Consider the following 20,294-nt stretch of genomic DNA (forward strand, 5'->3'; position numbering starts at 1 on the left):
TTCTAACGCACCGCGAGGCCGCCACGGCACTGGCCGGACGGACAATGCTGCAAACGGGCGATGACCGTGGCGCGACGGCCATGGCAGTATCGCATTGCCGGTCCGCCCGTCGGCGCCCGCGAAATCGCGCGGCATCGACGCGCCGCGGTTCGCGAAACACCCGGGCGTGCCCGCCGCAACGCATCGAACGCGGCACGCGCCCCCCGTCACAACGACTCAAGGACCCCGATGGCCATCGAACTGGAGAAGGACGTACGCGACCGCGCGATCGCGTCGCTGCAACGCTATTTCACGGAAAACATGGATGAGCCGATCGGCAACATCCAGGCGGGTGCCCTGCTGCACTTCTTCGTCGAGGAAATCGCGCCCGCGATCTACAACCTCGCGATCGCGGATGCGCAGCAGAGCCTGCACGCCCGCGTCACCGAACTCGACATCGAGTGCCATCAGGAGCCGTTCGGCTACTGGAAGAAGCAGCCGGCCCGCAAGCGCTGACGCGTTCGCGGCACCGGCGCAGGCCGCGCCGGACGGTGCCCGCTCAGTCCTTCTTGCCGGCCTCGCGGTCGAGTTCGCGCAGCCACGCGAGCTTGTCGGCGATCTTCGATTCGAGCCCGCGCGGCACCGGCTTGTACCAGCGCGGCTCGCGCATCCCGTCCGGCAGGTACGTCTCGCCGGCCGCATACGCATTCGGCTCGTCGTGCGCGTAACGGTAGGCGTGACCGTAGCCGAGCTCCTTCATCAGCTTGGTCGGCGCGTTGCGCAGATGCACGGGCACCTCGCGCGATTTGTCCTGTTTCACGAACGCCATCGCCTGGTTGAACGCGTTGTAGCCCGCGTTGCTCTTCGCCGCGCACGCGAGATAGATCACCGCCTGCCCGAGCGCGAGCTCGCCTTCCGGCGAGCCGAGGCGCTCGTAGGTTTCGGCCGCGTCGTTCGCCATCTGCAGCGCGCGCGGATCGGCGAGGCCGATGTCCTCCCACGCCATCCGCACGATCCGCCGCGCGAGATACTTCGGATCCGCGCCGCCGTCGATCATCCGGCAGAACCAGTACAACGCGCCGTCCGGGCTCGAACCGCGCACCGACTTGTGCAGCGCCGAGATCTGGTCGTAGAAGTTGTCGCCGCCCTTGTCGAAGCGCCGTGCGTTCAGCGTCATCGCGCTGCTGACGAATTCGGCGTCGATCGTCGCGGTGCCGGCCGACGTGGCCGCCGTCTGCGCCTGCTCGAGCAGGTTCAGGAAGCGCCGCGCGTCGCCGTCCGCATAGCCGACCAGCGTATCGACCGCCTTGTCGTCGAACGACAGGCCGTCGAGTGCGATTTCCTGTGCGCGCTTCAGCAATTGGCGCATCTCGTCGTCGTCCAGCGACTTCAGCACGTACACCTGCGCACGCGACAGCAACGCCGAGTTGACCTCGAAGCTCGGGTTCTCGGTCGTCGCGCCGATGAAGGTCACGAGCCCCGACTCGACGAACGGCAGCAACGCGTCCTGCTGCCCCTTGTTGAAGCGGTGGATCTCGTCGACGAACAGGATCGTGTGGCGGCCGGTGCGGTTCAGCGTGTCCTTCGCCTGCTCCATCGACTCGCGGATGTCCTTCACGCCGCCGAGCACCGCGGACAGCGCGATGAACTCGCAGTCGAACGCGAGCGCGGTGAGCCGTGCGAGCGTCGTCTTGCCGACGCCGGGCGGCCCCCACAGGATCATCGAATGCGGCTTGCCCGATTCGAACGCGAGCCGCAGCGGCTTGCCTTCGCCCAGCAAATGCGTCTGGCCGATCACCTCGGCGAGCGTCTTCGGCCGCAGCGCCTCGGCGAGCGGGCGGCGCGGCTCGACTTGAAACAGGTCGGACATGAACCCTCGCTCCACATCAAACAATGGCGGCCGAACCGGCCGCCGGACCCGACATTATGACAGCCGCGCGAAAGCACCGCCGCGCCCGGTGCCGGGTGCCCGCGCCCGGCACCCAGAAACAACAAGGGCCTGCCGTCTCCGGCAGGCCCTTCGGTGAAACAGCGGCGCGCGGGCGCCGGTCAGCCGGTAATCACGTCGGCGCCCTTCGGCACGACGAACTTGAACGTATCGCCCTTCAGCGGCGGATTGGTCTGGATGTTCGTGAACGTCAGCAGCGTGACGTTGCCGAACACGTCGTGCAGTTCCATCGCGGCGAGCGTGCCGTTCTTGAAGCCGATGCCGATCCGCTGGAACTGCGTGTCCTGCGCCTTCGGCAGCATTTCGAGCCACTCGATGCCGCCCTTTTCACCGGCATCGCGCAGCGTGTAGTTCTTCTCCAGATCGTTGCTGCCGAACAGGATCGCGGCAGGGCTCGCGCCCAGCGCGCCGTTCAGCTTGCGCTCGGTGACCTGGTTCAGGTCGCGGTCGTACACGTAGAGCTTGTCGCCGTCGGCCTGCAGCACCTGCTGGTACGGCTTCTGGTACGTCCAGATGAACTTGCCCGGACGCGCGAACACGAACGTGCCGCTCGAATTGTCGGTGGGCTTCGGCACGGCCTGCGCAGCGCTCGCGCCCTTCGCCGGAGCCTTGACGATCTGCTGCGTGAAGTCGCCCTTCGCCGAACGCACCTGCGACACGAACGCCTTCAGTTGCTCGGTGCCGCCCGCGAACGCGTGCGTCGCCGCGAGCATCAGCGACGCGCCGGCGAGCGCCGCGCCGAGCCAGCGCCGCGTCGAACGAAGGGACATTGCGAACGAATGTTGCTGCATATTGCGGTTTTCTCCCTGGGTGGCCGGCGCTGCGAACGCCGCGGACTCATTCCGCGTCGCGTGCCGGCACAAGAATTTCGCGGTTGCCGCTCGACGACATCGCCGACACGAGCCCCGACTGCTCCATCTGCTCGAGCAGCCGCGCCGCGCGGTTGTAGCCGATCCGCAGGTGGCGCTGCACGAGCGAGATCGATGCGCGGCGGTTCTTGATGACGATCTCGACCGCCTGGTCGTACAGCGGATCAGACTCCTCGCCGCCTTCGCCGGTTCCTGCGCCGGCCGAGCCCTCGTCGCCGTCGGCGGTGCCGCCTTCGAGCAGGCCCTCGACGTAGTTCGGCTCGCCCTGCTCCTTGAGCTTCTCGACGACGCGGTGCACTTCGTCATCCGCGACGAACGCGCCATGCACGCGCACCGGCAGCCCGGTGCCCGGCGCCAGATACAGCATGTCGCCCATCCCGAGCAGCGATTCGGCGCCCATCTGGTCGAGAATCGTGCGCGAGTCGATCTTCGACGACACCTGGAACGCGATCCGCGTCGGCACGTTCGCCTTGATCAGGCCCGTGATCACGTCGACCGACGGACGCTGCGTCGCGAGGATCAGGTGGATGCCGGCCGCGCGCGCCTTCTGCGCGATCCGTGCAATCAGTTCCTCGACCTTCTTGCCGACGACCATCATCAGGTCGGCCAGCTCGTCGATCACCACGACGATGTTCGGCAGGCGGCCGAGCGGCTCCGGATCATCCGGCGTCAGGCTGAACGGATTCGGCAGCTTCTCCTCGCGCTTCGCGGCGTCGTCGATCTTGTTGTTGTAGCCCGCCAGGTTGCGCACGCCGAGCTTGCTCATCAGCTTGTAGCGGCGCTCCATCTCGGCGACCGTCCAGTTCAGCGCGTGGCCGGCCTGGCGCATGTCGGTGACGACCGGGCACAGCAGGTGCGGAATACCCTCGTAGACGCTCATTTCGAGCATCTTCGGATCGATCAGGATCAGGCGCACCTGGTCAGCCGTCGCCTTGTACAGCAGCGACAGGATCATCGCGTTGATCCCGACCGACTTGCCCGAACCGGTCGTGCCGGCCACCAGCAGGTGAGGCATCTTCGCGAGATCCGCGCACACCGGCTTGCCGCCGATGTCCTTGCCGAGGCTCAGCGTGAGCGCCGACGACGCGGCCGCGTACACCTCGGAACCGATGATCTCGGACAGGTGCACCGTCTGGCGGCGCTGGTTCGGCAGCTCGAGCGCCATGTAGTTCTTGCCGGGAATCGTCTCGACGACGCGGATCGACACGAGCGACAGCGAGCGTGCGAGATCCTTCGCGAGGTTGACGATCTGGCTGCCCTTCACGCCGGTGGCCGGTTCGATCTCGTAGCGTGTGACGACCGGCCCCGGATAGGCGGCGACGACGCTCGCCTCGACGCCGAAATCCTTCAGCTTCTTCTCGATCAGGCGCGACGTGAATTCGAGCGTGTCGGCCGAAATCGCCTCCTGCGCCTTTGGCGCGGGATCGAGCAGCGATACCGCGGGCAACGTCGAATCGCCCGGCAGGTCGGTGAAGAGCGGCACCTGGCGCTCACGCTCGACGCGCTCGGATTTCGCCGGCGTGACGACCGGCGGCACGATCGTCACCGGCTCGTGATCCTCGATGCGCACGCGCTCCTCTTCGACCTTGCCTTCGCGGCGCACGGCCGCGGCCTCGCCGAGCTTGCGGTCGCGCTCGGCCTCGCGGCGCAGCTTCGCGACGTTGACGGCGGACAGGATCGCGCCGCCGACGCGCTCGGCGACCGACAGCCACGAGAAACGGAAATACAGCGACAGGCCGATCGCGAGCGCGATCAGCAGCAGCAGCGTGCCGCCCGTGAAGCCGAACGCGTGCGACATCGCACCCGCGACGGCCTCGCCGACGACGCCGCCCGGCGCGCGCGGCAACTGCACCTTCAGCGACCACATGCGCAGCGCCTCGATGCCGTCGCACGCCAGCACGACGAGCACGAACGCGAGGATTTCGGTGAGCCAGCCGATCGGCCGCTCGGGTTCGTCCGAGACCGCCTCGTGGCGCGTGATGCGGCGATAGTTGACGGCGATGCGCCGCGCGAGCGGCACGATCAACCAGTAGGCCGACAGGCCGAACAGCAGCAGGATGATGTCGGCCGTCCACGCGCCGACGCGGCCGGCCCAGTTCGTGATGTGATCCACCTGGGCGGCGTGCGTCCAACTCGGATCGCGCCGGCTGTAGCTCAGCAGGGCCATCACCAGAAATGCGCAGAGCGCGACCTGGAGAATCCAGCGGATCTCCGTGAGGAGCTTCGACATCCGGTGCGGCAACGCCTGTGCCTGGGCGGAATAAGGAGCTTTTGCCATGAATCCGTATAAAGAGGACGGGCCGTGCGCCCGCCTGTCGTTCGATCCCGCTTATTGTAAACGCTGCACCGGGCCGCCAAGTGTAAATGACGGTTACATAACAGGGCCGGGGCGCCGACGACCCCGCGGGTGCATTTCCCGGCAGCCCTTTCGCCGTGGTACGGCCGCCCCCGTCGGGCACCGCCGCGACGCCCCTCGAGCCGGCGCCGGGCCCCGCTGCACACGTGCGGCAACGCGCCGCCGGGCGCCCTGCCCACCCCGCGTGCGCGGCCGTTGCACTGCCCGACACTATCGCGACGATTGAAACTCTCGTTCGGCAACGCAGCAACGGGGCCTTTATAATGCGCGTCTGATACCCATCTATGACGGCATCCCGGTCAACCCGGATCGTACGGCGAGCCCTACCCCGCCCGCCGCGGCCGCCTTTTACGGATTCGCACATGTCCACGCCCAAACACGCCAAAGTCCTGATTCTCGGTTCCGGCCCCGCCGGCTACACGGCTGCCGTCTACGCGGCACGCGCCAACCTGTCCCCGGTGCTGATCACCGGCATCGCGCAGGGCGGCCAGCTGATGACCACGACCGACGTCGAAAACTGGCCGGCAGACGCGAAAGGCGTGCAGGGTCCGGAGCTGATGGCGCGCTTCCTCGAGCACGCCGAGCGCTTCAACACCGAAATCGTGTTCGACCACATCCACACCGCGAAGCTGCACGAGCAGCCGATCCGCCTGATCGGCGACTCGGGCGAATACACGTGCGACTCGCTGATCATCGCGACTGGCGCGTCCGCGCAGTATCTCGGCCTGCCGTCCGAAGAAGCGTTCATGGGCAAGGGCGTGTCGGCCTGCGCGACCTGCGACGGCTTCTTCTATCGCGGCCAGGAAGTCGCGGTGATCGGCGGCGGCAACACGGCCGTCGAGGAAGCGCTCTACCTGACGGGCATCGCGAAGAAGGTCACGGTGATCCATCGCCGCGACAAGTTCCGCGCGGAGCCGATCCTGATCGACCGCCTGCTGGAGAAGGAAAAGGAAGGCGCGGTCGTGATCAAGTGGGATCACGTGCTCGACGAAGTGACCGGCGAGGATTCTGGCGTCACGGGCCTGCGCATCAAGAACGTGAAGACCGGCTCGACGGAAGATCTCGCCGTGCAGGGCGTGTTCGTCGCGATCGGCCACAAGCCGAACACCGACCTGTTCCAGGGCCAGCTCGAGATGAAGGACGGCTACATCCTGACGAAGAGCGGCCTGCACGGCAACGCGACGTCGACGAGCGTGCCGGGCGTGTTCGCCGCGGGCGACGTGCAGGACAACGTGTACCGCCAGGCGATCACCAGCGCCGGCACGGGCTGCATGGCCGCGCTCGACGCGCAGCGCTACCTCGAAAGCCTGCACGACAAGAAGTAAGCCGCGAGACCTGTCGCGCCGGGCGCTACAATGGCGTCCGCTGCCGCGAAGCGGGTCTGGCCGGACAAGCCGCTGCCGCCGTGCAGCGGCTTTTTTTTGCCCGCGCGCCCGAACGCGCCTGCCCTGCGTACCGAATCATGGCGAAGAACCAGCCCCATCCGAGCGATCCCGCGAAGCGGCAGATCGCCGCCCGTCCCGCGAACCCCGCGCCCGTCGCGCCGGCGCCCGCGCCCGATCCCGCCGCGTTGCGCGGCCAGGGGCTCGCGGGCCTCGGCGCGCTGCGCAAGTCGCTGCAAGGCGAAGCCGATCGCCGCGACCGCGAGCGCATCGAAACGGCCAAGGCCGAACGCAAGGCGGAAGCCGACGCGAACCTGTTCCGCAACGAGATCGGCGCGATCCGGCCGCTGAACGCGCCGCCGCGCGCGGCGGCCGGCCGCACGCCGCCCGACCCGGTGCCGAAGCAGACGCAGCGCGACGAGGAAGCCGTGCTGAACGCGACGTTGTCCGACGAATTCGACCCCGAGACGCTGCTCGACAGCGACGACTCGCTGTACTACCACCGCCCCGGCATCAGCCGCGACGTCGTGCGCAAGCTGCGCAGCGGCGCGTGGATCGTGCAGGCGCAGATCGACCTGCACGGGATGCGGCGCGACGAGGCGCGCGACGCGCTCGCCGAGTTCATCCGCGAAGCCGGCAAGAAAGGGCTGCGCTGCCTGCGCGTGATCCACGGCAAGGGGCTCGGCTCGATCGGCAAGGAACCCGTGCTGAAAGGCAAGGTGCGCGCGTGGCTCGTGCAGAAGGAAGAAGTGATCGCGTTCTGCGAGGCGCGCGGCCACGACGGCGGCGCGGGCGCGGTGCTGGTGCTGCTGCAGCCGTTCGCGGCGCCGGGCGACCGGGGGCCGCGTGCCGCATCCTAGGCTGACGCTCGCGATCGCGGTACTGGAGGCGATCGCCACGCTGGCCTTTGCGATCTCGGGCTTCATCGAGGCGCGCAAGAACCGCCTCGACTCGGTCGGCACGTTCGTCGTCGCGCTCGCCACCGCGTTCGGCGGCGGCACGCTGCGCGACATCCTGCTCGAGCGCCGGCCGTTCTACTGGGTCGTGCACGACGACTACGTGATCGCGATCTTCGTGCTCGCGCTGTTCGCGCCGTTCGTGCTGCGGATGCTGTCGCGGCTATCGGCCGAGCGATTGCTGCTCGTCGCCGATGCGATCGGGCTCGGGATCTTCAGCATCTCGGGCACGGCGATCGCGCTCGATGCCGAGATGCCGCGCTTCATCGCGGTGATGATGGGCGTGATCACGGGCGTGGTCGGCGGGATCGTCCGCGACGTGCTGTGCAACGACATCCCGCTGATCCTGCGCGATTCGCGGCCCTACGCGACCTGCGCGTTCGTCGGCTGCTGGTTCTACCTGCTGCTCGTGTGGCTGCAGTTCGATTCCGTCTACAGCGTGCTGCTCGCGACCGGCTTCATCCTCGTCGCGCGGCTCGCGACGTTCAAGTTCGACGTGCGGCTGCCGCACTGAGGCTAACGATTCCCGGAAACTCAAGGGACTGCTGAAGCAGCCCTTTGCCGTTGCCCGCTCGTGATTCAGGACCAAAGCGAGCTATTGCATACGGACACGATTTTTTACAATTGCCTTTCATAGCTCAGCGAAGCCATGCTACGTTCCGCGCCATGATTTCAAACGGACGGCAGGGGCATGGTCATCTTTTACGCGGTAGTCGAAGACGATCCGCTGGACAGTGGCGGCTACGTACTCGACGGAGGCGAATGCGGAACGATCGTCGGTGACGACGGCAAGCGCCGCAGAATCACATTCGTCGGACAGCGGGCTTGGTGCAGTACCTGCGAAAGCATCGGAACGATTGAAGCAGCGCCCGGTACGCCGAACAAAAGGCGACTGCGCGACTTCACTTCTGCAGGACGAGTTCAAGCCCTCAGTGGTGATTGGGTCCGATGCCGCTGTGAACGTCCTCCACGCATCAACTCGCGGTACGGGCGCACATGGAAAATAGCCGAAACCGAGCTCGATACCGGGATACCGGCCGCAGCCGCTGCAATGCCCGGCACCCCGGCAACTGCGCTGCCCACCTATGACGATCGCTTCGTCCTTCGGGACGCTGACGGCAACCCTCTGAGCTACACCGGTTATGCGCTGCGGCGTGACACGGGAACATTCGAATACGGCAGAACAGATGCGTCCGGACAAACGCACCTGCTCGCCGCTACGCCGCATGCTGAAAATATCACGATCTATCTCGCCGAATAGCCATGCCGGAAAATACTCACGTCTCCCCTAACGGTAACCGATACAAGCTGGTCGCGGCACGCACGACCACGCCAACGAGTGATGCTTCACCTAAGCCGGTCACTGTCCGCTCCAAGACATTCTGGAAATCGATCCGTGAATGGACTGATACCGACATCGCTGAATATCACCGCACCGTCCCACAACTCGCAGCGCAGATCCAGGCCGAAACGTACTGGGATCGAAATGGAAGCACGCGCGCAAATCGATTTACGTGCGAGGACTTCGCGCTACGGTTGCTCATCCAGTTTTCCGCATTGCGAGGACTGCCGCTCAACGTGACAACCGGCGTGCGAAGCTATCGGAATGAGGAAATCTACGGCGAACCCGAGCACCGACGATACGATTCGACAATGTACGGTTTCGCCGACATGGTATCGCTGACTTTCGGTGCACCAGACGTACAGCGTACAGGTTCGAATACCACACAACTCCAGACACCGGAGTCGCTCCTGCCCGGAGACATGCTTGTACAGGCCAATGATCGTGCGGGTATTGGACACCACGTTCAAATGGTCACGAGGGTCTCACCGTCTTCCATTGCGATCATGCAGGGGAATTCGAGTGGCGTGATCGTTCGTCCGTTCACAACAATCATGCGAATATTCGGCCGCAATCGCGCGGACCCGCAAAGCGCCAGCTATGCAGGCATGGGCGTCGAAAACGGACATTACACGCCCGGCGAAGATGGGTGGGACTACAGAAACGAGACGACAGGAGCCGAGGTCAAAAACTTTCTGAAGCAGTTTCAGCTGTATCGCTGGAATTTCACTGCATTCAACCAGTAACCCGCGGAGCGGACATGCGTGCGTTTTTTTCAGTGATCGCGGACAGCGATCTATTTGGTGCACTCGCGACCGTATGCTTGCTTGTCGCAGTGGGCGGCTTGTTTCCCAGGGTGCGTCACTCGAAGCATTATTTTCCGGCCGTCTTCGCGTGTCTCCTGTTCATGCCGGTGCTACATGCAATCGGCTCGTATTTTTTGTCACTGCCGAGTCCATGACTGCAACCTCCGGCCGTCAGGCATCGAGGGAAAGGCGATAACTGCAGCGAATGCAGCGACCCCGCTTGCGCCGGAGCAATCGACGCGCCGCCAAAAGCCACGTGTGGCCCGGACACCTCATCGATCGCCCCAAGCGACTTTGCATCACGCGATCCGCTCCTCCGACGCCGGATCGAACAGCACCGCCTTCGACACGTCGAACAGCAGCGACAGCGTCTGGTCGGGTTGCGGGTTCGCGGCCGGATGCACGCGGCTCACGATGCGCTTACCGTTCACCTGCGCGAACACGTGCGTATCCGGCCCGGTCGGCTCGGTCACGTCGACGCGCACGTCGAACGGCTGCAGGTGCGACGCGTCGCCGTTGTGCGCGTGGCGCACGTCGGTGATGCGCTCCGGGCGCAGGCCGAGGATCACCTCGCGGCCGACGTGTGACTTCAGCTTCGCCGCATCGAACGGCAGGTTCAGCACGCCGCGCTTGACGCCCGTGTCGACTTCAAGCGCGATCCCGCTGCCCTGCTCGACCAGCTTGCCGATGATGAAGTTCATCGGCGGCGCGCCGATGAAGCCCGCGACGAACAGGTTCGACGGCGAATCGTAGATCTCCTGCGGCGCGCCGAACTGCTGGACCACGCCGTCCTTCATCACCGCGATCCGGTCGCCGAGCGTCATCGCCTCGATCTGGTCGTGCGTCACGTAGACGATCGTCGTGCCGAGGCGCTGGTGCAGCAGCTTGATTTCCGCGCGCATCTCGATGCGCAGCTTCGCGTCGAGGTTCGACAGCGGCTCGTCGAACAGGAACAGCGACGGATCGCGCGCGAGTGCCCGGCCCATCGCGACACGCTGGCGCTGGCCGCCCGACAGCTGGCCCGGCTTGCGGTCGAGCAGGTGCTGGATCTGCAGCATCTGCGACACGCGGTCGACGATCTGCTGCTGTTCGCTCTTCGGCACCTTGCGGATGTTCAGGCCGAACGAGATGTTCTCGCGCACCGTCATCGACGGATACAGCGCGTACGACTGGAACACCATCGCGATGTCGCGATCCTTCGGCGACAGGTCGTTGACGACCTTGCCGTCGATGCAGATCTCGCCGCTCGTCACGGTCTCGAGCCCGGCGATCATGTTGAGCAGCGTCGACTTCCCGCAGCCCGACCCGCCGACCAGGATCAGGAACTGTCCGTCCTCGATCTCGATGTCGACACCCTTCAGGACCGGCACCCCGTTCGGGTAGGTCTTGTACACGTCACGGATGGAAAGGCTTGCCATGCTGTGAATCCTCTGTCTCGTCTCGCGCGGCGCACTCCGGCGCCGCGTCGGGTTCGTTTCGATGCGCCGCGCGCGAGGCGCGGCCGGTTCGTCGTATCGGATGAAGCCGCGCTTACCCCTTCACCGCGCCCGCCGTCAGCCCGCGCACGAAGTAGCGGCCGGCGACGATGTAGACGAGCAGCGTCGGCAGCGCGGCGATGATCGCGCCGGCCATGTCGACGTTGTATTCCTTCACGCCCGTCGACGTGTTGACGAGGTTGTTCAGCGCAACCGTGATCGGCATCGAATCGACGCCGGAGAACACGATCCCGAACAGGAAGTCGTTCCAGATCTGCGTGAATTGCCAGATCAGGCACACCATGAAGATCGGCAGCGACACGGGCAGCAGGATCTTCGTGAAGATCGTGAAGAAGCCCGCGCCGTCGATGCGCGCGGCCTTCACGAGCTCGGCCGGCACGCTCACGTAGAAGTTGCGGAAGAACATCGTCGTGAACGCGATGCCGTACACGACGTGCACGAACACGAGGCCCGGAATCGTGTTGGCGAGGCCGAGCATGCCCTGCAGGCGCGCCATCGGCAGCAGGATCACCTGGAACGGGATGAAGCAGCCGACCAGCATCATCGTGAACAGCGCGTCGGCGCCGCGAAAGCGCCAGTGCGTGAGCACGTAGCCGTTGAACGCGCCGATCAGCGACGAGATCAGCACGGCCGGGATCACCATCTGCAGCGAGTTCAGGAAGAACGGCTTCATGCCGTCGCAGCGCACGCCGGTGCATGCGCCGCTCCAGGCTTTCACCCACGGGTCGACGGTCCACGTGGTGGGCGGCGTCAGCAGGTTGCCGGTGCGCAGCTGGTCGAGATCCTTGAACGACGTCGACAGCATCACGTAGATCGGAAACAGGAAATACAGCGCGAACAGGATCAGTGCCGCATAGATCACTGCCCGGCTGATCGTCATCTTAGGCTGCATTGCGGGTGCTCCTCGATTCCATATACATCAGCGGCACCAGCACCGCGACCACGGTCGCGAGCATCATCACCGAGGACGCCGCGCCGAGCCCGAGCTGGCCGCGGTTGAACGAAAACGTGTACATGAACATGGCCGGCAGCGACGACGACGTGCCCGGGCCGCCCGCCGTCAGCGCGACGACGAGGTCGAAGGTCTTGATCGTGATGTGGCAGAGGATCAGCAGCACCGAGAAGAACACCGGGCGCATGCTCGGGATCACGATCTTGCGGTAGATGGTCGGCAGCGTCGCGCCATCGACCTGCGCGGCCTTGAAGATCTCCGCGTCGACCCCGCGCAGCCCCGCGAGGAACAGCGCCATCACGAAGCCGGTCGACTGCCACACGGCCGCGATCACCACGCAGAAGATCGCCTTGTCCGGATCGTCGAGCCAGCCGAACGAGAAGCTCGTCCAGCCCCAGTCGTGCATCACCTTCTCGAGGCCGAGGCCCGGGTTCAGGATCCACTGCCACGCGGTGCCGGTGACGATGAACGACAGCGCCATCGGGTACAGGAAGACCGCGCGCAGCGCGCCTTCGTTGCGGATCCGCTGGTCGAGCAGGATCGCGAGGAACAGCCCGAGCGCGACGCAGATCACGATGAACGGAATCCCGAACCAGCCGAGGTTCGCGGCGGAGGTCCACCACACGTCGTTCTGGAACAGGTCCGAGTAACGGCCGAAGCCGTCGAATTCGTAGTTCGGCAACAGCCGCGAACGGGTCAGCGACAGATAGCCGGTAATCAGGATGAAGCCGTAGATGAACACCACGGCGATCGCGACGCTCGGCGCAAGCACGAGCTTCGGGATCCAGCGATCGGCGAAGGCCGACATCGGCGACGTACGCCGTGCGGCGGCAGCGCCGGATCCGTTTCCGCTAAGAGGGGCAGCCACTTGATTCGACTCCTGGAACGAGGGCGACGCAGGCCTGGCCGGCGCCGGGTACGGCACGGGCTTCGCGGGCGAGCCCGTTTGCTGCACATGCAAAAACGCCCGGCCGATGAAGCGTTTCCGGCCGGGCGCCTGTCGCGCGTTACTTGACCTTCGCGGCCTTCGCGAGCGCGGCGACCGCGCTCTTCGAATCCTGCTGCGAGTTCATGAACTTCGTCACGACGTCCGTGATCGCGCCGGCGGTCGCGTCGCTCTGCGCCATCCCGTGCGCGAGCGACGGCACGAAGCCGCCCGACTTGATCGCGGTCTGCTCGTCGGCATACGACTTCTTCGCGCAGTCGTCGAACTTGTCCATCTTCACGCCGAGGCGGACCGGCACCGAACCCTTCAGCAGGCTGAACTGTTCCTGGAAGTCCGGCGTCATGATCGTCTTCGCGAGCGCGAGCTGGCCCGGCGTCGCGTTCTTCTCGCCCTTCTGCTGGAAGAACACGAACGAATCGACGTTGAACGTATAGGCATTCGCCGTGCCCGGCACCGCCGCGCAGATGTAGTCCTTGCCCGCCTTCTTGCCGGCGTTCTCGAACTCGCCCTTCGCCCAGTCGCCCATGAACTGCATGCCGGCCTTGCCGTTGATGACCATCGCGGTCGCGAGGTTCCAGTCGCGGCCGTTACGGCCGGTGTCGAAGTAGCCCTGGATCTTGCGCACCGTGTCGAACACGGACAGCATCTGCGGCGAGGTCAGCGTCGCCTGGTCGAGGTCGACCAGCGCCTTCTTGTAGAACGCCGGGCCCTGAGACAGCACGACATCTTCCCACAGCGTCAGGTCCTGCCACGGCTGGCCGCCCATCGCGACCGGCTGGATGCCCGCGGCCTTCAGCTTGTCGGCCACCGCGAAGAATTCAGGCCAGGTGGTCGGCACCTTCGCGCCGACCTTGTCGAGCGCAGCCTTGTTGATGTACAGCCAGTTCACGCGGTGCACCGAGAACGGCGCCGCGACGGTGTGGCCCTTGTACTTGATGATCTTGTCGATTTCCGGCGGCAGGTTCTGCTTCCAGTCGCCGGCAGCGGAATCGATGTTGACGAGCACGCCCTGATCGGCCCAGTCCTGGATCAGCGGGCCCTTGATCTGCGCGGCCGACGGAGAATCGCCGCTGATCACCTTGGTCTTCAGCGCGGTCATGGCCGCGGCGCCGGCGCCGCCCGCTACCGCGAAGTCCTTCCACACGTAGCCCTGCTTCTGCACGTCGTCCTTCAGCACGCCGACGGCCTTCGACTCGCCACCCGAGGTCCACCAGTGCAGCACCGTCACATTCTCGGCTGCCTGCGCCGCCACGGCGCCGGCCATCAGACCTGCGGCGCAGAGCGCGCCCATGATCGAGCGAACTTTCATTACTTATCTCCTCCAGACTGAATCAACTCGTGAGGTTCCCTGACAGGGAACCGGCTTCTTGATAACGACGGGGAAATCGAGCCGCGGGACGCATGCAGCGTACGGGGCCGATGACCGGCCGGGCTCTTACAGAAAGCGTGAATCGAGATTCAACGGCGTGTCTCCTCTTGGTGTTTCTGGCCCGCCGCGATGATGCGGCGCGAGCCCGGGGCCGACGCCGCGCTGACGATGCGCGCCGTCAATGTCCGATAACATTCGGCACAAGGCGTTCCCGAAGATGAAGCTCGCGCAGTTCATCGACCGCACTTCTTTTTTTCTTCACCCAGGTGCTACCCCTTGCGGCGGATTGTAGTTAAACTACAATTCAGTGTCAAAAATATTTTTATCGCACTACGGATCGCTTCCGAGCACCCCAAACCCGGCGGAGACACATGCATACCGATTCCAGCTTTACCTTCGTACTTTTCGGCGGCACCGGCGATCTGTCGATGCGCAAGATCCTGCCTGCGCTGTTCGAAGCGCACCGTGCGAACATGCTGGCGGAGAGCGGCCGGATCGTCGCCGTGGCGCGTCATGAGTCGGATCGGGCGTCCTATCTCGAATGGGTCGACACGCACGTGAAGCCGCACGCGGCCAAGGCCGCCGGCAACGCGTTCGACGAAGCTGCGTGGCAGTCCTTCCTCGATCGCATCGAGTACGTGCACCTCGATCTCGGCCGCGCGGAAGACTACGTCGTGCTGCGCGACGCGGTGGCATCGCTGCCCGGCATCCGCGTGTTCTATCTCGCGACGGGCCCGTCGCTGTTCGTGCCGATCTGCAAGGCGCTCGCGTCGGTCGGCCTGAGCGAAGGCTCGCGCATCGTGCTCGAGAAGCCGCTCGGCTACGACCTGAAGTCGTCGAACGCGATCAACGACGCGGTCGGCGAAATCTTCGCGGAAGACCAGATCTACCGGATCGACCACTACCTCGGTAAAGAACCCGTGCAGAACCTGCTCGCGCTGCGCTTCGGCAATGCGCTGTTCGAGCCGCTGTGGCGCCGCGAATGGGTCGAGAGCATCCAGATCACGATCGCCGAGGAGCTCGGCGTCGAGGCACGCGGCGATTTCTACGACAATACGGGCGCGCTGCGCGACATGGTGCAGAACCACCTGCTGCAGCTGCTGTCGATCGTCGCGATGGAGCCGCCGCATTCGATGGATTCGGATTCGGTGCGCGACGAAAAGCTGCGCGTGCTGCGCGCGCTGAAGCCCGTCGATCCGCGCGACATCGGCAAGGTGGCCGTGCGCGGCCAGTATCATGCGGGCGTGATCAAGGGCGCGCAGGTGCCGGCCTACGCGACCGAACCGGGCGTGAAGCCCGACAGCCAGACCGAAACCTTCGTCGCATTGAAGGTCGAGATCGAGAACTGGCGCTGGGCCGGCGTGCCGTTCTTCCTGCGCACCGGCAAGCGGCTGGCCGATCGCGTCGCGGAGATCGTCGTCAATTTCCGCCCGGTGCCGCATTCGGCGCTCGGGCCCACCGCGCTGCGTCCCGGTTCGAACCGCCTCGTGATCCGGCTGCAGCCGAACGAGACGATCCGCCTGTACTGCCTCGCGAAGCAGCCCGGCGAAGGGATGAACCTCGCGAGCGTGCACCTCGACCTCGCGTTCGACCAGTTCTTCAAGGAAGGGCAGATGGAGGCGTACCAGCGCCTGCTGCTCGACGTGATCAACGGCCGTCTCGCCCTCTTCGTGCGCCGCGACGAACAGGAAGCCGCGTGGCGCTGGGTCGAGCCTATCCTGAACGAATGGGCACGCACGCTGAAGCCGCCGAAGCCGTATGCGGCGGGCACGTGGGGGCCGGCCGCGGCGAGTGCGATGCTCGCGCAGCACGACACCTGCTGGCTCGAAGAAGAGAACTGATGCAAACCGTTGCCGCGCACGTCACCGTACGCGGCAACGTGCCCCACGATTCGTACGATTTGAACAGACAAAGCAGTCCGGAGGAGATGTGATCGAGATTCACGCTTTCGACACCCAGGAAGCGCAAAGCGAAGCGCTCGCGCGCGCCGTCGGCGATGCGCTGCGCGCCGCGCTCGCCGGCCCCGCGCGTCCGACGCTCGCGGTGTCCGGTGGCACGAGCCCGCGCCCGTTCCTGCACACGCTGTCGCACGCGGCGCTCGACTGGGCCGGCGTCGACGTGACGCTGGTCGACGACCGCTGGGTGCCGGAGGACGATGCAGCCAGCAACGCGCAGCTCGTGCGCGACACGCTGCTGCAGCACGCCGCCGCCCCCGCCCGCTTCCTGCCGCTCGTCGACACGCGCGCCGCGCTCGACGCGCACGTCGCCGCGCTGAACGCGAACGCCGACTACCGCGTGCCGAGCGTCGCGGTGCTCGGCATGGGCGAGGACGGCCATACCGCGTCGATCTTCGCCGATGCGCCCGAATGGGATCACGCGATCACGACGCCCGAGCGTTTCGTCGCCGTCCATCCCGGCGCCGCGCCGCATGCGCGCGTGAGCTTCTCGCTCGATGCGCTCAAGCGCGTCGACCGGCTGTTCCTGCTGATCGCGGGCGAACGCAAGCGCGCGGTGCTCGACGCCGCGGCCGCATCGCTGCAGAAGAACGCGATTTCCCAACTGGCCAACGACAAGGGGACCCAGCTCGATGTCTACTGGTGCGCAAAGTAAGGCGGTCGTCGCGGGCCAGCATGCCGACGGCCCGCGCCTGCTCGCGGACGTCGGCGGCACCAACGCGCGCTTCGCGCTGGAAACCGGCCCGGGCGAGATCACGCAGATTCGCGTCTATCCCGGCGCCGACTATCCGACGATCACCGACGCGATCCGCAAGTATCTGAAGGATGTGAAGATCAGCCGCGTGAACCACGCGGCGATCGCGATCGCGAACCCGGTCGACGGCGACCAGGTCACGATGACCAACCACGACTGGAGCTTCTCGATCGAGGCGACGCGCCGCGCGCTCGGCTTCGACACGCTGCTCGTCGTCAACGATTTCACCGCGCTCGCGATGGCGCTGCCAGGCCTGACCGACGCGCAACGCGTGCAGGTCGGCGGCGGCGCGCGCCGCCAGAACAGCGTGATCGGGCTGCTCGGGCCCGGCACCGGGCTCGGCGTGTCGGGGCTGATTCCGGCCGACGACCGCTGGATCGCGCTCGGCAGCGAAGGCGGCCATGCGTCGTTCGCGCCGCAGGACGAGCGCGAGGACCTGGTGCTGCAGTACGCGCGCAAGAAGTTTCCGCACGTGTCGTTCGAACGCGTGTGCGCGGGCCCCGGCATGGAGATCATCTATCGCGCGCTCGCCGCGCGCGACAAGAAGCGCGTGGCCGCGACCGTCGACACGGTCGAGATCGTCGAGCGCGCGCATGCGGGCGACGCACTCGCGCTCGAGACGGTCGAATGCTTCTGCGGGATTCTCGGCGCGTTCGCGGGCAGCGTCGCGCTGACGCTCGGCGCGCTCGGCGGCGTGTACATCGGCGGCGGCGTCGCGCTGAAGCTCGGCGAACTGTTCACGCGCTCGTCGTTCCGCGCGCGCTTCGAGGCGAAGGGCCGCTTCACGCACTACCTCGAGAACATCCCGACCTACCTGATCACCGCCGAATACCCGGCGTTCCTCGGCGTATCGGCGATCCTCGCGGAACAGTTGTCGAACCGCTCGGGCGGCGCGTCGTCGGCCGTGTTCGAACGGATCCGCCAGATGCGCGACGCGCTGACGCCGGCCGAGCGCCGCGTGGCCGATCTCGCGCTGAACCATCCGCGTTCGATCATCAACGATCCGATCGTCGACATCGCGCGCAAGGCCGACGTGAGCCAGCCGACCGTGATCCGCTTCTGCCGCTCGCTCGGCTGCCAGGGGCTGTCCGACTTCAAGCTGAAGCTCGCCACCGGCCTCACCGGCACGATCCCGATGAGCCACAGCCAGGTACATCTCGGCGACACGGCCACCGACTTCGGCGCGAAGGTGCTCGACAACACGGTGTCCGCGATCCTGCAGTTGCGCGAGCACCTGAATTTCGAGCATGTCGAGAACGCGATCGAGATCCTGAACGGCGCGCGGCGCATCGAGTTCTACGGGCTCGGCAACTCGAACATTGTCGCGCAGGACGCGCATTACAAGTTCTTCCGCTTCGGGATCCCGACGATCGCGTACGGCGACCTGTACATGCAGGCCGCATCGGCCGCGCTGCTCGGCAAGGGCGACGTGATCGTCGCGGTGTCGAAGTCGGGACGCGCGCCCGAGTTGCTGCGCGTGCTCGACGTCGCGATGCAGGCCGGCGCGAAGGTGATCGCGATCACGTCGAGCAACACGCCGCTCGCGAAGCGCGCGACCGTCGCGCTCGAAACCGACCACATCGAGATGCGCGAGTCGCAGCTGTCGATGATCTCGCGGATCCTGCATCTGCTGATGATCGACATCCTCGCGGTCGGCGTCGCGATTCGCCGTGCGTCGACGAACGGCGAACTGCCCGAGGCCGTCGCGCAGGCGAGGGCACGCGCGAGCGACGACGAAACGGCGGACGTGCTCGACTGGTTGAGCCACGGTGCGTCGCCGGCGGCGAAGGACGTCGCGCGGGATTGACTCGGTGCGGCGGCAGCCGCTTCCCGCGTTCGAAACGAAAACGCCACCGGCGCAGCGCGCGCGGTGGCGTTTTTCATGCTGCTGTCAGGCCGCGGATCAGGCGCCCGCCTTGACGGGCCGCCCGTGCCAGCGCAGCACGAGGTAGCGGCCGGCGAAACACAGCACGCCTGAAACGCCGATCGTCACGCCCATCGCGAACGGCGTGCCGTCCGCGAGTGCGCCGATCGCGACGCTCGCGAGCGCGCCGAGCGCCAGCTGCATCGCGCCGAACACGGCCGCCGACGCGCCCGCGTTGTGCGGATAGCGATGCATGAGGTCGGTCGTGCAGTTCGCCGACAGGATCCCGACCACGCCGACGACGAAGAACAGGCACACGACGATCGACCACAACCCGCCCCACCCCGTCAGCGCGACGAGCGCGACCGCGAGCGACGCGATGGAGCTCACGAGCGACGCGGCCGCGATGATGCGCAGCGAGCCGAGGCGGCCGACGAGCCGCGTGTTCGCGAAGTTGCCGATCATGATGCCGACGACGTTCAGGCCGAACAGCAGCCCGTAGTGCTGCGGCGACACGTGGAAATACTCGATGTACACGAACGGCGTGGCGGTGATGTACGAGAACATCGACGCGAACGCCATCCCGCCGCACAGCATGTGCCCCCAGGCGACGGGATCGGACAGGATGCGCCCGTACGACGCGAACGACGCGAGCACGGCCGCGCTCTTGCGTCGCTCCTTCGGCCAGGTTTCGGGCACGCGCAGGTACGCGGTCGCCGCGCATACCGCGCCGAACACGGCCAGCACGACGAACACGCCGCGCCAGCCGGAGAAGCGCAGGATCTGCCCGCCGATCAGCGGCGCGAGCAGCGGCCCGACCGCGGTGACGATCGCCACCATCGACAGCACCTTCGCCGCGTCGGTCGGCTCGTGCGCGTCGCGCGCGATCGCACGCGACAGCACCGACGCCGCGCCGGCGCCGAGCGCCTGCAGGAAGCGCACGAGGATCAGCATGTCGATCGACGTCGACACGAAGCAGCCGATGCTCGCGAGCGTGAACAGCGCGATGCCGCCGAGCAGCACGGGGCGGCGGCCCCACGTGTCGGACAGCGGGCCGTACAGCAGCATGCCGATCGAGAAGCCGGCCATGAAGCTCGTCAGCGTGCGCTGCGCGGCGCCGGCGCTGACGGAGAAGCCGGCGGCGATCGACGGCAGGCTCGGCAGGTACATGTCGGTAGCGATCGGCCCGCAGGCGGCGAGCGCGCCGAGCAACAGGATCAGCCGGGCATCGGGCCGGCGTCGGATGACGTGAGACATGGGTATCCGGAATGGAGCCCGCGCGCATCGGGGCGCGCGTGGCGGTGAAGACGGGAGGCCGCG

General features: G+C 66.3%; 17 protein-coding genes. 9 read left to right on the forward strand and 8 right to left on the reverse strand.

The window, feature by feature from the left end; genetic code table 11:
* Positions 1-228 precede the first annotated feature (228 nt).
* Entirely contained in the window at positions 229-495 is a 267-nt protein-coding gene (locus LGM89_RS18320) for a DUF2164 domain-containing protein (RefSeq protein ID WP_047850576.1), read from the forward strand.
* 43 nt (positions 496-538) lie between these two features.
* Here LGM89_RS18320 and LGM89_RS18325 read toward each other — a convergent pair whose 3' ends face one another.
* The 3 genes from LGM89_RS18325 to LGM89_RS18335 form a co-directional block, all read right to left on the reverse strand.
* Entirely contained in the window at positions 539-1,849 is a 1,311-nt protein-coding gene (locus LGM89_RS18325) for a replication-associated recombination protein A (RefSeq protein ID WP_046545133.1), read from the reverse strand.
* Between the two features lie 179 nt (positions 1,850-2,028).
* Positions 2,029-2,718, reverse strand: coding sequence for an outer membrane lipoprotein chaperone LolA (lolA, locus tag LGM89_RS18330; protein ID WP_089424729.1), 690 nt, complete (start codon positions 2,716-2,718; stop codon positions 2,029-2,031).
* Between the two features lie 46 nt (positions 2,719-2,764).
* A complete protein-coding gene (locus LGM89_RS18335; protein WP_226273578.1) occupies positions 2,765-5,074 on the reverse strand; it encodes a DNA translocase FtsK in 2,310 nt (769 codons plus the stop codon).
* 440 nt (positions 5,075-5,514) lie between these two features.
* Here LGM89_RS18335 and trxB point away from each other — a divergent pair, with 440 nt between their 5' ends.
* The 5 genes from trxB (at position 5,515) to LGM89_RS18360 (ending at position 9,578) form a co-directional block, all read left to right on the forward strand.
* Complete coding sequence (trxB, locus tag LGM89_RS18340; RefSeq protein WP_226204574.1) at positions 5,515-6,477, forward strand: thioredoxin-disulfide reductase; 963 nt, start codon at positions 5,515-5,517, stop codon at positions 6,475-6,477.
* 137 nt (positions 6,478-6,614) lie between these two features.
* Positions 6,615-7,394, forward strand: coding sequence for a Smr/MutS family protein (locus LGM89_RS18345; protein WP_089439440.1), 780 nt, complete (start codon positions 6,615-6,617; stop codon positions 7,392-7,394).
* A complete protein-coding gene (locus tag LGM89_RS18350; RefSeq protein ID WP_039343458.1) occupies positions 7,381-8,004 on the forward strand; it encodes a trimeric intracellular cation channel family protein in 624 nt (207 codons plus the stop codon). Before LGM89_RS18345 ends, LGM89_RS18350 begins: the two co-directional genes overlap by 14 nt.
* Before the next feature lie 177 nt (positions 8,005-8,181).
* Complete coding sequence (locus tag LGM89_RS18355; RefSeq protein WP_226273579.1) at positions 8,182-8,751, forward strand: PAAR domain-containing protein; 570 nt, start codon at positions 8,182-8,184, stop codon at positions 8,749-8,751.
* Positions 8,752-8,753: 2 nt separating this feature from the next.
* On the forward strand, positions 8,754-9,578 hold the full coding sequence (locus LGM89_RS18360; protein WP_226273580.1) for a hypothetical protein: 825 nt from the start codon (positions 8,754-8,756) through the stop codon (positions 9,576-9,578).
* A 359-nt stretch (positions 9,579-9,937) separates the two neighbouring features.
* Here the strand turns inward: LGM89_RS18360 and LGM89_RS18365 are convergent, their stop codons facing one another.
* The 4 genes from LGM89_RS18365 to LGM89_RS18380 form a co-directional block, all read right to left on the reverse strand.
* Positions 9,938-11,056 (reverse strand): ABC transporter ATP-binding protein, encoded by a 1,119-nt coding sequence (locus LGM89_RS18365; RefSeq protein ID WP_226273581.1) that lies wholly within the window; start codon positions 11,054-11,056, stop codon positions 9,938-9,940.
* 112 nt (positions 11,057-11,168) lie between these two features.
* Positions 11,169-12,026, reverse strand: coding sequence for a carbohydrate ABC transporter permease (locus tag LGM89_RS18370; RefSeq protein WP_011544828.1), 858 nt, complete (start codon positions 12,024-12,026; stop codon positions 11,169-11,171).
* A complete protein-coding gene (locus LGM89_RS18375; protein WP_089439437.1) occupies positions 12,016-12,954 on the reverse strand; it encodes a carbohydrate ABC transporter permease in 939 nt (312 codons plus the stop codon). Before LGM89_RS18375 ends, LGM89_RS18370 begins: the two co-directional genes overlap by 11 nt.
* Positions 12,955-13,093: 139 nt before the next feature.
* A complete protein-coding gene (locus LGM89_RS18380; protein WP_089494270.1) occupies positions 13,094-14,341 on the reverse strand; it encodes an ABC transporter substrate-binding protein in 1,248 nt (415 codons plus the stop codon).
* A 431-nt stretch (positions 14,342-14,772) separates the two neighbouring features.
* Here LGM89_RS18380 and zwf point away from each other — a divergent pair, with 431 nt between their 5' ends.
* The 3 genes from zwf to LGM89_RS18395 all read left to right on the forward strand — a co-directional run bounded on the left by zwf (position 14,773) and on the right by LGM89_RS18395 (position 18,917).
* Positions 14,773-16,242, forward strand: coding sequence for a glucose-6-phosphate dehydrogenase (zwf, locus tag LGM89_RS18385; protein WP_226273582.1), 1,470 nt, complete (start codon positions 14,773-14,775; stop codon positions 16,240-16,242).
* Between the two features lie 88 nt (positions 16,243-16,330).
* Positions 16,331-17,011 (forward strand): 6-phosphogluconolactonase, encoded by a 681-nt coding sequence (pgl, locus tag LGM89_RS18390; RefSeq protein WP_089424724.1) that lies wholly within the window; start codon positions 16,331-16,333, stop codon positions 17,009-17,011.
* Positions 16,989-18,917, forward strand: a complete 1,929-nt coding sequence (locus LGM89_RS18395; RefSeq protein WP_089439434.1) for a bifunctional transcriptional regulator/glucokinase — start codon at positions 16,989-16,991, stop codon at positions 18,915-18,917. Before pgl ends, LGM89_RS18395 begins: the two co-directional genes overlap by 23 nt.
* Before the next feature lie 96 nt (positions 18,918-19,013).
* On the opposite strand, the gene LGM89_RS18400 is transcribed toward LGM89_RS18395, so the two are convergent.
* Positions 19,014-20,231, reverse strand: coding sequence for a Bcr/CflA family multidrug efflux MFS transporter (locus tag LGM89_RS18400; RefSeq protein WP_089494268.1), 1,218 nt, complete (start codon positions 20,229-20,231; stop codon positions 19,014-19,016).
* Between the last annotated feature and the right edge of the window lie 63 nt (positions 20,232-20,294).

Source organism: Burkholderia sp. AU31624 (assembly GCF_020420065.1).
In the GTDB taxonomy this organism is placed as follows: Bacteria; Pseudomonadota; Gammaproteobacteria; order Burkholderiales; family Burkholderiaceae; genus Burkholderia.

Bases quoted from the DNA above. Each gene is read 5' to 3' on its own strand.
- trxB (WP_226204574.1), top strand. From the start codon at position 5,515: ATGTCCACGCCCAAACACGCCAAAGTCCTGATTCTCGGTTCCGGCCCC.
- LGM89_RS18400 (WP_089494268.1), bottom strand. From the start codon at position 20,231: ATGTCTCACGTCATCCGACGCCGGCCCGATGCCCGGCTGATCCTGTTG.
- LGM89_RS18345 (WP_089439440.1), top strand. From the start codon at position 6,615: ATGGCGAAGAACCAGCCCCATCCGAGCGATCCCGCGAAGCGGCAGATC.
- lolA (WP_089424729.1), bottom strand. From the start codon at position 2,718: ATGCAGCAACATTCGTTCGCAATGTCCCTTCGTTCGACGCGGCGCTGG.
- LGM89_RS18370 (WP_011544828.1), bottom strand. From the start codon at position 12,026: ATGCAGCCTAAGATGACGATCAGCCGGGCAGTGATCTATGCGGCACTG.
- LGM89_RS18355 (WP_226273579.1), top strand. From the start codon at position 8,182: ATGGTCATCTTTTACGCGGTAGTCGAAGACGATCCGCTGGACAGTGGC.
- zwf (WP_226273582.1), top strand. From the start codon at position 14,773: ATGCATACCGATTCCAGCTTTACCTTCGTACTTTTCGGCGGCACCGGC.
- LGM89_RS18365 (WP_226273581.1), bottom strand. From the start codon at position 11,056: ATGGCAAGCCTTTCCATCCGTGACGTGTACAAGACCTACCCGAACGGG.
- LGM89_RS18320 (WP_047850576.1), top strand. From the start codon at position 229: ATGGCCATCGAACTGGAGAAGGACGTACGCGACCGCGCGATCGCGTCG.
- LGM89_RS18360 (WP_226273580.1), top strand. From the start codon at position 8,754: ATGCCGGAAAATACTCACGTCTCCCCTAACGGTAACCGATACAAGCTG.
- LGM89_RS18395 (WP_089439434.1), top strand. From the start codon at position 16,989: ATGTCTACTGGTGCGCAAAGTAAGGCGGTCGTCGCGGGCCAGCATGCC.
- LGM89_RS18335 (WP_226273578.1), bottom strand. From the start codon at position 5,074: ATGGCAAAAGCTCCTTATTCCGCCCAGGCACAGGCGTTGCCGCACCGG.
- LGM89_RS18380 (WP_089494270.1), bottom strand. From the start codon at position 14,341: ATGAAAGTTCGCTCGATCATGGGCGCGCTCTGCGCCGCAGGTCTGATG.
- LGM89_RS18325 (WP_046545133.1), bottom strand. From the start codon at position 1,849: ATGTCCGACCTGTTTCAAGTCGAGCCGCGCCGCCCGCTCGCCGAGGCG.